An 11856-nucleotide genomic window follows, 5' to 3' on the forward strand; every position below is an offset into this window, starting at 1 on the left:
CGACCTGCCCGCCGCGGCCCGGCATGCTCGTCCCCATGACGGATACCGAGGGCACGCAGCTGTTTCACAAGACCATGCCGTTCACCGAGCGGCTCGGGGTGGAGGTGCTCGAGCACGGGCGCGAGGTGGTGCGCAGCCGGCTGGCCTGGGACGAGAGCCTGTGCACGCTGGGCGGCGTGCTGCACGGCGGCGTGCTGATGTCACTGGCCGACGCGACCGGCGCGGTGTGCGCGTTCCTGAATCTGCCCGAGGGCAAGCAAGGCACGACGACCGTGGAGTCGAAAACGAACTTCCTGCGGTCCGTGCGCTCGGGTCATGCCGTCGCGACCGCGCGGGCCCTGCACGCGGGGCGCAGTTTCATCGTGGTGGAGACCGAGATCCACGACGACGCGGGCAAACTCGTCGCCAAGGTCACCCAGACGCAGGCGGTGCTGTAGGGGCGTCAGGGCGTGACGCGAAGTGCGACACGGCCTTTGTTGCGCCGGGTCGCCACCAGGTCGAGCGCTTCCGTGATCCGGTCGAACGCGAACAGCTCGTGGTGCGGCCGAAGGGCGTTGTCCGCCAGTAGCTTCCACAGTTCGGACCGATACGACTCGATCACCTCGGGTTCGGCGCGGGACAGCAGGCCGACCGAGAACCCGGTCACGGTCTTGAGGTCGGCGAGCAGGCCGCCGACCTCCACCGTCCCGCCGCCCGCGCTGTAGGCCACGAACCGGCCGTGCGGCGCGAGCGCGGCCACGCCGCGGCCCACCAGGTCGCCTCCTACGCCGTCGACGACCACGTCGAAGCGGTCGTCCCACGGCTCGGTATAGCCCACCACCGCGTCCGCGCCGCACTCCCGGACGAATTCGGCCTTGTCCGGCGAGCCGACCGCACCGACCACGCGGGTCGCGCCCAGCGCCCGCGCGATCTGAACCGCGAGGTGGCCGCTGCCGCTGGCCGCCGCCGTGACCAGCACGGTGTCACCCTTCGCGCAGCGTCCGGCACGGACCGCGCCCATCGCCACCAAGCCGCCGCGCACCAACGCCAATCCGTCGGCGGCGTCGACACCGGCGGGCAGTTCGGTCACCAGAGCCGGTGCGGCGACCACGTATTCGGCGTACACACCCTCGAACACGACCCCGCCGACCCGCTTGCCCAGCCAGCTTTTGGAGACCCCGGTACCGACCGCGACGACGGTGCCGACCATCTCGCCGCCCGGATCGGCGGCGTCGCCGGACCGCAGCATTCGCAGCACGCCGACGTGGACGCCGACCACCTCCGCGCGGACCAGCAGTTGCCCGGGACCGGCCGCCGGGCGGGGCTGCTCCACCGACTCGGGATGGCCGGAGAATCGAATCTTGCGCACTGCGAATGCCTTTCGGGATCGGGAGGTGAACCGGAGGGTGGGCGGAACGGCTCCGCCCACCGCGCTGTCAGCAGCTGTTACGAGGCAACATGTCGCCCTCCTCTCGAAACTTACAACTGACGTAAGATTACGTTCGTACGCTGAAATGCGTCAAGGGGAAATTTACTACGGTGGTAACATTCCCGGTCATGAGCGCCGAGACAGTGGGACTGCGGGAGAGCAAGAAGCGCGAGACCCGGCAGTCGATCTCCGACCACGCCACCCGCCTGTTCATCGCACGCGGCTTCGAGGCCACCACCCTCGCCGAGGTGGCCGCCGCCGCCCGGGTCGCGAAGAAGACGGTGACCAACTACTTTCCGCGCAAGGAGGACCTGGCGCTCGACATCCACGCCGAGTTCGTGTCCTCGCTCGCCGACATCGTCTCCGCGCGAGCCGCGGGCGAGTCCGCGCTGGCCGCGTTGCGTCGGGAATTCCTTGCCGCGACAGAGCGTTTCGATGCGCTCGCCGGATTCTCGGGGCCGGATTTCTGCCGCATGGTCACCGACAGCCCCACCCTCGTGGCGCGGCTGCGCGAGTTGCACGAGCTGCGTGAGCTGGCGCTCGCCGAGGTGCTGCCGGGTGACGACATCCATCGCCGGGCCGCGGCCGCGCAGTTCGGCGCGGCGCACCGGCTGCTGTTCCAGCGGGTCCAGGAACTCACGCTGCGCGGCACGGCGCGCAAGCGCATCGCCGCCACCGTGCGCGCGGAGGCCGTGCGGGTGTTCGACATGCTCGAACCCGCGCTCGGGGAGTATGCGGTCGCCTGAATTTCTTACCGATCCGTGACGCACCCGCGCGGTGCGCCGCGATCCCGGCGGTCGACGGCGAAGATCGTGGGCATGCTGCCCCTGACCGCGATTGCCGCCTGAGCCATGCGAGTCCTGCTGACCGGCGCTGCCGGATTCATCGGTGCCCACGTGCATCGCGCCCTGGTCGACGCGGGAGCCGAGGTGGTGTCGGCCGACGTGATGCTCGCCGCCGCGCACGGTCCCACCGCCGCCCCGCCCGAGGGTGTGCACCGCGTCGACGTCCGCGATGCCGACGCGCTCCCCGCGCTGCTGCGTGGTGTGGAGGTGGTGTGCCATCAGGCCGCGGTCGTCGGGGCCGGGGTCAGCGCCGCCGACGCGCCCGCCTACGCCAGCCACAACGATCTGGGCACCGCCGTGCTGCTGGCGGCGATGGCGCGGGCCGGGGTGCGGCGGCTGGTGCTGGCGTCGTCCATGGTCGTGTACGGCGAAGGGCGCTATCGCACCGCGCGCGCCGAGACGGCCGACCCGCCCCCGCGCCGCCGCGAGGACCTCGACAGCGGCCGGTTCGACCATCTCGATCCGGCGACGGGCGCGCCCCTGGAGTGGGTGGCGATCGACGAGGACAGTCCGCTGCGCCCGCGCAGCCTGTACGCGGCCAGCAAAGTGGCGCAGGAGAATTACGCCTGCGCCTGGGCGGCGGCCACGGGCGGGACCGTCACCGCGCTGCGGTACCACAATGTGTACGGCGACGGAATGCCCAGGGACACACCGTATTCGGGCGTGGCCGCGATCTTCCGGTCGGCGCTGGAGGCGGGCGAGGCGCCTCGGGTGTTCGAAGACGGCGGCCAGATGCGCGATTTCGTCCACGTCCGGGACATCGCGGCCGCCAACGTCGCCGCGATCGACCGCCCGCGCCCGGGCTTCGTCCCGCTCAACATCTCCTCGGGCACCCCGATCGCCATCCGCACGGTCGCGGAAGTACTCGCCCGCGCCGCCGGCGGCAAGGCACCCGTGGTCACCGGCGAGTACCGCCCGGGCGATGTCCGCCACATCGTGGCCAGCCCCGACCGCGCAGCCGAAATCCTGAACTTCCGCGCCGCGATCCCCCCGGACCGAGGCCTCACCGAATTCGCCACGGCCCCACTCCGATCCGCCTCCGGCACCGGCGCCCCAACCTGGCGTTGACTACCCGCGAGGGCTAGGCCGGGTTGGGGGTGGGGAGGAGTGGGAGGTGGATTTCGAAGCGGCAGCCTACTTCTCGGTTTCGGGCGGTGATGTCGCCGCCGTGGGCCTGGATGAGGCCGGCGGCGATGGCGAGGCCCATGCCGCTGTTGCCGCCGGTGTCGGCGGCGGGTGAGCGGGCGGCGGTGCCGCGGTAGGCGACCTCGAAGACGCGGGGCAGGTCGGCCGGGTCGATGCCGGGGCCGCTGTCGTCCACGCGGGCCCAGGCGTGGTCGGCGGACCGACCGGCGGAGACGTCGATGCGGCCGCCGGGCGGGGTGTGCTCGACGGCGTTGACGACCAGGTTGGTCAGCACGCGGGTCAGGGCGCGGTCGCTGCCGGACACCATGATGCGCGAATCCGGTTGCCGGGCGGCCAGTTCCACGCGGGCGCGGGCGGCGGTGGGTTGGTTGGCCGCGACCACCTCGTCGATCAGCTCGCGCAGGTCCACCGGTTCCAGCTCGAGCCGCAGCGCGCCGGAGTTGATCTTCGACATCTCGAACAGGTCGTCGACCATGGCCGAGAGCCGGTGGGTCTCGCGCACGATGCGCTCCGCGTAGCGCCCGACGGTGCCCGGATCGTCCACCACGCCGTCGACCAGCGCCTCCCCCATCGCGCGGATACCCGCCAGCGGGGTGCGCAGGTCGTGGCTCACCCATGCCACCAGCTCCCGCCGGGACTGCTCGGCGGCGCGTTCCTGCTCGAGCATCTCCTTCTCCCACACCGTCTTCCGGGCCTGTACCCGACCGAGCACGATGGCCGTGGACACCGCCACGACGGTGACCACCCCGAGGACCACCCCAATGCGGCGGAGTTCGTCGGTGAACATGAGGCCGCTCACCGCCACCACGCCGACCAGGGTGGCCAGGGTCGGGATCAGCACCAGCACCACCATGCTGGTGGTCAGGCTGCGGTTGTGGGTCAGCCGGATCGCGACGGCGCCCAGGGCCACCACCGGCACCGACCCCGCCAACGCGTAACCGATGAGGGCAGGCATGTCAGTCGGCATCGTCGTCCTCCCCCGGTCGATCCCAGGCGTAGCCGCGGCCCCAGATGGTCTCGATCCGGTGTGCGGCACCGAGTTTCGCACGCAGCCTCTTGATGTGCACGGTCACGGTGGACTGGTCGCCGAAGGTCCAGCCCCAGACGCGTTCGAGCAGTTCGGTGCGGCCGAACACCCGCTGCGGGTGGGCGAGCAGGAAGGCCAGCAGATCGAATTCGCGGGCGGTCAGATCCACCCGGCGGCCGTCGACTAGCACCGACTGCGCGCCCGGGCGCAGCTCGAGCGCGCCGCTGCGCAGCACCCGGTCGTCGCGGGGCGGCGGCCGATGCGCCCGTCGCAGCACCGACGCCACCCGCAGGGCGAGTTCGCGTGGACTGAACGGCTTCACGAGGTAGTCGTCGGCGCCCGAGCGCAGGCCCAGCACCCGGTCCTCCTCCTCGCCGAGCGCCGTGAGCAGGATGATCGGCATGTCGGGGTGCGCGCCGGCGCGCACCGAGCGGCACAGTTCGATGCCGTCGGGCGGCGGCATCATCACGTCCAGGATCGCCAGGTCGATGTCGTCGCGGGCGAGGACCGCGGCGGTCGCGGGCCCGTCGGCGGTCTCCACGACGGTGAGCCCGTCGCGTTCGAGGTAGCGCCGCACCACCTCGCGCACCACCGCGTCGTCGTCGGCCACCAGAATGCGCATGCGACTTACCAATTCGTGAGGAGCAGATGGGCGAGCAGCAGCGTCGCCACGGCTTGGACGATCAGCCACGGGCGCGCCGAGCGGGCGGGCAGCAGGGCCGTGGCGGCGAGCAGCCACACGTCGAAGGGCAGCCAGATGCGTTCGGTCTCCGCCTTGCTCAGCCCGCTGAGGTCGGCGGCCACGATCGCGGCGAGCCCGGCGGCGGCCAGCAGGGCGGCGGGGTCGACGGTCTCGCGCCAATGACGAAGACCGACAGGCGATTCCGGGATCAACGCGCGGACGGCGCGGGGCGCGGCCGCCGCGGTCGCCAACCCCACCGCGCACACCGTCGCCGCCAGATTGCCCCACACCCAGTAGGAATACGGCCGCTCGCTCGCGATGCCCTGGTAATACCGTTGCACGACAAGGTGATACCCCTCGAACCACCAGAACCCGTTCGCGGTGAAGGCCACGACCACCACGGCGACACCCGCCAGCGCCGGGAGCACCGGGCGGAGGCCGCGCGCCGCGACGACCGCCGCCGCCGGGATCGCCATCAGCACCAGGCCGTAGTTCAGATACAGGCCGAAGCCGAACAGCAGACCCGACAGCCCCGCGACGAGCGGCCACCCTGGACGCGACCGGGTCGCGATCGCCAGCAGCGCCACCGCCCACGCCGTGACCCCGGCGAAGAACGCGTCCGCGGACACGGCGATCCAGATCGCCGCCGGCGCGAGGGCCAGGAACGGCGCGGCGGCCCGGGCCCGATCGGGCGCGCCCAGCGCGTTCACCGCGACCGGAACCGCCACGGCCGCACTGCAACCGACCAGCACGCACACCGCCGCCGCCCACGCGCCGCCGCCGAGCCCGATCCGATCCAGCCACACGAACACGAGCAGCGCGCCGGGCGGATGCCCCGAGACGTGCGTGGTCCACGAATCCGGCTGGAAGTCCAGGATGCGGCCCGCGAATCCGCGCAGCATCGCCCCGATGTCACCGACCCCGCCCACTTCGTGTAGGTATTCGTGGCCGCTCGTCAGCCGGCCGGCGAAGCCGCGCTGCCAGCCGTCGACCATCGCCAGCGCGAACGCCCACACCACGGCGGTCGCCCAGGTCGCCGCCAGCAGCCGCCGCCACGACAGCCGGTGGGCGGCGGCCGGACCCGCCACGATCACCAGCGCCGCGACCGCGATCGCGGGACCGGTCCCCCAGCCGACATGCGGCAGCCAGCCACCGAAGATCGGCGCCGCGGCCGCGTACACGTTCCGCCGCCACTGTTCGCTGTGCATTCGCGGAACCACGAAGGCCGCCGCGACGAGAACGGCGGCCGCCGCGGCGCACAGCAGATTGGACCGGGGGGTGACGCGCCGCCGGACGCGAAGCTGGGTCGCCTGCACAGCGTTCACCCTAGGCCGCGGGACCGGGCGAATCCGCCCGAAACGGCGGGTGCGGCCGCGGCCGTCACAGTTTTGTCACCGGTTCGCTGGGCCCCGAACGCGCCCGACCGGCATACGGTTCCAGCTGTGACCGATACACGCAGCGCACGCGATATCACCGTGGTGATTCCGTGCCACAACGAAGCCGGGGCGTTGCCCGCCGTGCTGGCCGCGATGCCGCCCGGTTATCGAGTGATCGTGGTCGACAACGCCTCCACCGACGGCACCGCCGCGGTGGCGCGCGCCGCCGGCGCGACGGTGGTCGGCGAGCCGAATCCGGGGTACGGCGCGGCCGTGCACGCGGGCGTGTGCGCCGCGCGCACACCCGTGGTCGCGGTGCTCGACGGCGACGGTTCCATGGACGCCCGAGAGTTGCCGGAACTGCTGGCCGAGCTGGATACGGACGTCGACATGGTGGTCGGCCGACGGCGGCCGGTCGAATCGGGTGCCTGGCCCTGGCACGCCCGGCTCGGCAACATGCTGATCGCCGCGCTGCTGCGGCGGCGGCACGGGCTGGCGGTGCACGACATCGCGGCGATGCGGGTCGCCCGCCGGGACCGGCTGCTCGCGCTGGGACCGCTGCATCCGCGGTCGGGGTATCCGCTCGCGCTGCTGATCGGCGCGGCCCGCGCGCGGTGGCGAATCGTGGAGCGCGACATCAGTTATCGGCCGCGCACCCACGGCGTGTCCAAGGTGTCGGGCTCGGTGCGCGGCACCGCGCGGGCCGTCCGCGACTTCTGGAGTGTGCGATGAGCGGCATCGACGCCACGGCCCTGGTGATCGCGAAGGCGCCGATCGCGGGCTTCGCCAAAACCCGTCTCACACCGCCGTTCTCGCCGCGCGAGGCGGCACAGCTCGCCGCCGCGGCCCTGCTGGACACGCTGACCGCGGTCCGCCACAGCGGTATTCGGCATCGGGTCGTCGCCTGGACCGGTGAGCTGGAGCGGGCGGAGCGGGCCGAGGAACTGGCCGCCGAACTCGCCGGGTTCACCCTCGTTCCGCAGCGCGGGGACAGCTTCGGCCACCGGCTGGCCAACGCCCATCACGACGCGGCCGCACCGGGCCGGCCCGTCCTCCAGATCGGTATGGACACTCCGCAGGCGGGTCCGGCGGTGCTGGCCGCCGCCGCCAACGGGCTGCTGGACTGCGGCGACACGGTCCTCGGCGCCGCCACCGACGGCGGCTGGTGGGCGCTGGGCCTGACCGACCCGGGTCCCGCGCGCGTGCTGACCGAAGTCCCGATGTCGACCGGCAGCACCGGCGAACGAACCCGAAAGGCGTTGCGCGAGTGCGGTTGCCGGATCCGCCGCCTGCCGACCCTGTCCGACGTCGACACGGTCGCCGACGCCATCGCGGTGGCCGGGGAATGCCGCGGCTACTTCTCGCACGCCTTCGCCCGGATCTACGCGGGCGATGCCCCGGAGCGGGACGGGATGCCCGCGCTGGGCGCGCGGCGCGGCTAGCGTCGCGCTCGGTCACGCCTCGTCGGGGGACGCGTGGTGTTCGTGCTCGGCCTGCGGCGATCCGCCCATCATGCGCAGCATGGGCAGCCCCCCGGTGCGCGCGAACCGGATCACGAGCACGGCGGCGACCAGCAGGAAGACCAGGTTCAGCCACGTGGTGTAGTTCCACCGGATGCCCTCCGCCATCACCATGGCGTTGCGCTGCGTCGGGATGAGACCCGCTGTGCCGAAAAGGATTTCGACCAGGTAGCCCGCGCCGACCATGGCGGCGTAGAAGGTGCCGAGGAGGGTCAGCATCATGCGGGTGCCATAGTACTTGCGGTAGATGTTGAGAATCGGGAGGATCAGCAGGTCGGCGAAGAGGAAGGCGGTGACGCCGCCGAAGCTGATGCCGCCGTTCCACAGCACCGCCGCCAGCGGCACGTTGCCGATCGAGCACACGAACGCCAGGATGGCCACCAGTGGACCCACCAGCGGACCCCAGATCGCCGAGAGCACCGGGTGATCGGTCAGAAAGAAGTGCTGCCAGAACGCATCCGGCACCCAGGCGCCGATGGCCCCCGCGACGAGCAGGCCGAGGACGAGGTCGCGCAGAATCGCGGCCCACTCCATCACGAACACGTGCGACACCGCGGTGAACCCGCGCGGTGACAGCAGCCGCCGCACGAACGAGCCCGACCCGGTGACCGACATGTCCATCGCCGCATGGCCTTCCATCGACCCGGCCAGGCCGCGGTCGGCCTGGCGGCGGGCCGCGTCGATCAGCCGGGACCGCACGAACAACCGGAACAGCACCGCGACCAGCACGATCATGATCGGCCCGCCGACGAACTCGGCCGCGGTGAACTGCCAGCCCAGCAACAGCGCCAGGATGATGCCCAGTTCGACGACCAGATTGGTGGACCCGATCTCGAACGCCATCGCGGCGGTGAAGTTCGCGCCCTTGCGGAACAGCGAGCGGGCCAGCGCGACCGCCGCGTACGAACACGACGAGGAGGCCGCGCCCAGCACCGACGCGACGGCCAGCGTGCGCGGGCGGTCGTCGCCGAGCACCCGCACGATCGTGGACCGCCGCACCACCGCCTGCACGACGGCCGACAGCGCGAAGCCGAGGATCAACGCCCAGAGGATCTCCCAGGTCATCGACCCGGCCAGCGCCAAGGCGTGGACGATCGCGTGCACTGCGTCCTCCGTTCACCCCCTGGGTCGGGAACGGTGCGGCCGCGCGGCTATCCCGCGGACACCTCGGCCAGTCTCGGCACCAGCGCCGCCACCCGTTCGGTGTAGGCCACCGGGTCACCGTCCGGCATCACGTCGAACTGTGTGATGCCCAGGGCCGCATAGCTTTCCGCCGCGGCGAGGAAGCCGTCGGGATCGTCGGCGACGGGGCCCAGGTAGACGGCGGTCTTGCGGATCGCGTCGTAGTCGCGGCCCTCGCTGTCGCAGTGACGGCGCAGCACGTCCAGCTTGTGGGCGACGTCCTCGGGGGTGGAGGCGAACAGGTTGCAGGCGTCGGCGTAGCGCGCCACCAGCCGCAGCGTCTTCTGCTCGCCACCGCCGCCGACGAGGATCGGCGGGCGCGGCCGGCTCAGCGGGGCGGGCACGCACAGCGTCTCCTCGAGCTGGTAGTGCTCGCCCTTGTAGGGGCCGTTGTCCGCGCTCCACATCTGCAGGCAGATCCGCAGCGTCTCCTCGAGGCGTTCGAAGCGTTCGGCCATCGGCACCAGCGGGACGCCGAGGCCGCGCTGTTCCCGCTCGTACCAGGACGCGCCGATACCCAGCTGCGCCCGGCCCCCGGACAGCACGTCGAGGGTGGTGACGATCTTCGCGAGCAGGCCCGGGTGCCGGTACATCACGCCGGTGACCAGCATCGACAGCCGCATCCGCGTGGTCAGGGCGGCGATGTAGCCGAGCGTGGTGTACCCCTCCAGCATGGGCTCGTCGGCGGTGCCGCGGTGCTCCATCTGGAAGTAGTGGTCCATCACCGTGAACTCGGTGAACCCGGCCTCCTCGGCGATGCGCGCGCTGCGCCCGAGCGCTCCGGCGAGCTGCGCCGGGTCCGACGGAGTAGAGAAGTTCCAGTAGTGCAGGCTCAGATCCATGACATCCTCCGGCGCGGTGGGACGGCTGGTCACGGGGCGCGCGCCCCGCGCTCAGGCCAGCCTAGTCCCCCGGCGCGCGAGGGCGGCTCCCGCCAGGGCCAGCACACCCAGCAACAGTGCGAAAAGACCGGCGCTCCAGCGCATTCCGATGCCGTCGGCGAGGTAGCCGGCCACCGTGGGCAGCACCGCCGCCGGGAGATAGGCGCCGATGTTCAGCGCCGAGTTGGCCTCGGCGCGCCGCGCGTCGGGCACCGCGTGGAACAGCAGGGTCAGCCCGCCCAGCTGCCCCAGGCCCTGGCCCGCACCCGCCAGCACGGCGGCCGCGAGCAGTGCCGCCGCGGAGTCGGCGGCCAGGGCGATACCCAGCGCGAGCATGGCGGCGACCGTCGACGCCGCGCCGGTCGCCAGCGCCGAGCGGGCGGTCAGCGGCCGCGCCGCGAACTGGGCCGCGGTCGCGGTGGCGAACATCGCGAACGCCATCGCGCCCGGGACGATCCGGTTGCCGGTCCCCAGCAGTTCGACCAGCAGCGCGGGGCCGAGCGAGAGCACGAACGAGGTGGCGGTGAGGCCCGGCGCGAAGACCGCGATCCCCGCCGCCAGCTGACGGCGGTTGTCCCGCGGCACCGTCGGAATCCGAACCCGCCCCGGCGTGCTCGCGCCCGCGGACGGCAGTCCCGCCACGACCGCACCGGCCGACAGCAGCAGCACCACCTCGACGACGAAGACGAGCACGGTCGGCGCGGGCAGCACCTGCGCGAACACGCCCGCGAGCAACGGACCGGTCCCCGCGCCGAACACCATCGCGGTGGACGAGGCCAGCGCGGCCGGCGTCCTGTGCCGCGGCCCGGCCACATCGGCCACGGCGGCCATCCCGGCCGACACGGTCGCACCGACGGCGATGCCGGTCAGCACGCGCGCCGCCACCAGCGTCGGCACCGACCCGGCGGTCATGAACAGCGCGCACGCGGCCACGGCGAGCGCCAGGCCGGGCAGCAGCACCGGGCGGCGGCCGATCCGGTCCGACAGCACACCCGCGACCAGCAGCGCGCCGATCAGGCCGAGGATGTAGCCCGCGAAGATCACCGTCATGGTGCCGGCGGAGAAGCCGAGCCGATCCCGCCACAGCGGGTAGAGCGGGGTCGCCGCGTTCGACAGCACGAAAACGGCGAACACCGGCCAGGCGGCCAGCCAGATGCGCCCGGTGCGAGCGGGCGCCGGACGGGACAGCGTTGCGGTAGCCATGCCACCTCCCAATCAGTACGAGAAAACTCGTATTAGTACGAGTGGAGTCGTACTGTAGCACCACTACGAGAAAAGTCGTACAGTGTGACCATGGCCGACACCGCGACGCGCACCCGATGGGCACGACACCCCGAACCCGCGGGGACGCCGGAACCCTTGCCCGAACCGGCCGCCGCCGAGATCCGGTTGGAGACGGTGATGGGCGCGCTCAGCGATCCCCTGCGGATGGGTATCGTGCGCACGCTGCTGCTCGAGGCCGAGGCCTTCGATCACCCGTGTGGCTGGTTCGGCATCCCCCGGCCCAAATCCTCACTGACACACCACTTCCGGGCGCTGCGCGAGGCGGGCGTCCTGCGTCAGCGGCAGTACGGGCTGGAGCGCCGCAGCCAGGTTCGCATCGACGACCTCGAGGACCGCTTCCCCGGACTGCTGGATCTGGTCGCCGCCTGGACCCCGGCGGACTAGGGCCTGTCTCCCAATAGATTTTGCATGACCAGCCCGAACAGCGGGCCGGTCATGCATTATGGTCGCCGTGGCGACACTGACCGGTGATCGGTACCAGGTGCTGACGGACAAGCAGTGGGAG

General features: G+C 72.1%; 13 protein-coding genes. 6 read left to right on the top strand and 7 right to left on the bottom strand.

Going from position 1 to position 11856, the window contains the following annotated elements; translation table 11 throughout:
* The first annotated feature begins 35 nt into the window (after positions 1-35).
* On the top strand, positions 36-437 hold the full coding sequence (locus tag IU476_RS34290) for a PaaI family thioesterase (protein ID WP_195106492.1): 402 nt from the start codon (positions 36-38) through the stop codon (positions 435-437).
* A 5-nt stretch (positions 438-442) separates the two neighbouring features.
* On the opposite strand, the gene IU476_RS37200 is transcribed toward IU476_RS34290, so the two are convergent.
* Positions 443-1348 carry a quinone oxidoreductase family protein gene (locus tag IU476_RS37200; RefSeq protein ID WP_195106493.1) on the bottom strand — a complete coding sequence of 302 codons (906 nt, stop codon included), beginning with the start codon at positions 1346-1348 and terminating at the stop codon, positions 443-445.
* Positions 1349-1536: 188 nt separating this feature from the next.
* Here IU476_RS37200 and IU476_RS34300 point away from each other — a divergent pair, with 188 nt between their 5' ends.
* Together IU476_RS34300 and IU476_RS34305 are read left to right on the top strand one after the other, a co-directional pair.
* On the top strand, positions 1537-2154 hold the full coding sequence (locus IU476_RS34300) for a TetR/AcrR family transcriptional regulator (RefSeq protein WP_195106494.1): 618 nt from the start codon (positions 1537-1539) through the stop codon (positions 2152-2154).
* A gap of 105 nt (positions 2155-2259) precedes the next feature.
* Complete coding sequence (locus IU476_RS34305; protein ID WP_195106495.1) at positions 2260-3321, top strand: NAD-dependent epimerase/dehydratase family protein; 1062 nt, start codon at positions 2260-2262, stop codon at positions 3319-3321.
* 13 nt (positions 3322-3334) lie between these two features.
* Here the strand turns inward: IU476_RS34305 and IU476_RS34310 are convergent, their stop codons facing one another.
* Genes IU476_RS34310 through IU476_RS34320 form a run of 3 tightly spaced genes read right to left on the bottom strand, consistent with a single transcriptional unit; the run spans position 3335 to position 6424 of the window.
* Entirely contained in the window at positions 3335-4366 is a 1032-nt protein-coding gene (locus IU476_RS34310; protein WP_195106496.1) for a sensor histidine kinase, read from the bottom strand.
* Complete coding sequence (locus tag IU476_RS34315; protein ID WP_195106497.1) at positions 4356-5048, bottom strand: response regulator transcription factor; 693 nt, start codon at positions 5046-5048, stop codon at positions 4356-4358. The genes IU476_RS34310 and IU476_RS34315 overlap by 11 nt, the downstream gene beginning before the upstream one ends.
* Positions 5049-5053: 5 nt before the next feature.
* Entirely contained in the window at positions 5054-6424 is a 1371-nt protein-coding gene (locus tag IU476_RS34320; protein WP_195106498.1) for a hypothetical protein, read from the bottom strand.
* Positions 6425-6550: 126 nt separating this feature from the next.
* Between IU476_RS34320 and IU476_RS34325 the strand changes: the two genes are divergently transcribed.
* Both IU476_RS34325 and IU476_RS34330 read left to right on the top strand, forming a co-directional pair.
* Entirely contained in the window at positions 6551-7216 is a 666-nt protein-coding gene (locus IU476_RS34325; RefSeq protein ID WP_195106499.1) for a glycosyltransferase family 2 protein, read from the top strand.
* Positions 7213-7926 carry a TIGR04282 family arsenosugar biosynthesis glycosyltransferase gene (locus tag IU476_RS34330; protein WP_195106500.1) on the top strand — a complete coding sequence of 238 codons (714 nt, stop codon included), beginning with the start codon at positions 7213-7215 and terminating at the stop codon, positions 7924-7926. The genes IU476_RS34325 and IU476_RS34330 overlap by 4 nt, the downstream gene beginning before the upstream one ends.
* A 12-nt stretch (positions 7927-7938) precedes the next feature.
* On the opposite strand, the gene IU476_RS34335 is transcribed toward IU476_RS34330, so the two are convergent.
* From IU476_RS34335 to IU476_RS34345, 3 genes are read right to left on the bottom strand one after another with little or no spacing between them, the layout of a single operon-like run.
* On the bottom strand, positions 7939-9108 hold the full coding sequence (locus IU476_RS34335) for a permease (protein WP_195106501.1): 1170 nt from the start codon (positions 9106-9108) through the stop codon (positions 7939-7941).
* 47 nt (positions 9109-9155) lie between these two features.
* On the bottom strand, positions 9156-10028 hold the full coding sequence (locus tag IU476_RS34340) for an LLM class F420-dependent oxidoreductase (protein ID WP_195106515.1): 873 nt from the start codon (positions 10026-10028) through the stop codon (positions 9156-9158).
* A gap of 51 nt (positions 10029-10079) precedes the next feature.
* On the bottom strand, positions 10080-11270 hold the full coding sequence (locus IU476_RS34345; RefSeq protein WP_195106502.1) for an MFS transporter: 1191 nt from the start codon (positions 11268-11270) through the stop codon (positions 10080-10082).
* 90 nt (positions 11271-11360) lie between these two features.
* Between IU476_RS34345 and IU476_RS34350 the strand changes: the two genes are divergently transcribed.
* On the top strand, positions 11361-11735 hold the full coding sequence (locus tag IU476_RS34350) for an ArsR/SmtB family transcription factor (RefSeq protein ID WP_195106503.1): 375 nt from the start codon (positions 11361-11363) through the stop codon (positions 11733-11735).
* The last annotated feature ends 121 nt before the right edge of the window (positions 11736-11856 follow it).

Source organism: Nocardia blacklockiae, assembly GCF_015477355.1.
GTDB classification, from domain to species: domain Bacteria; phylum Actinomycetota; class Actinomycetes; order Mycobacteriales; family Mycobacteriaceae; genus Nocardia; species Nocardia blacklockiae.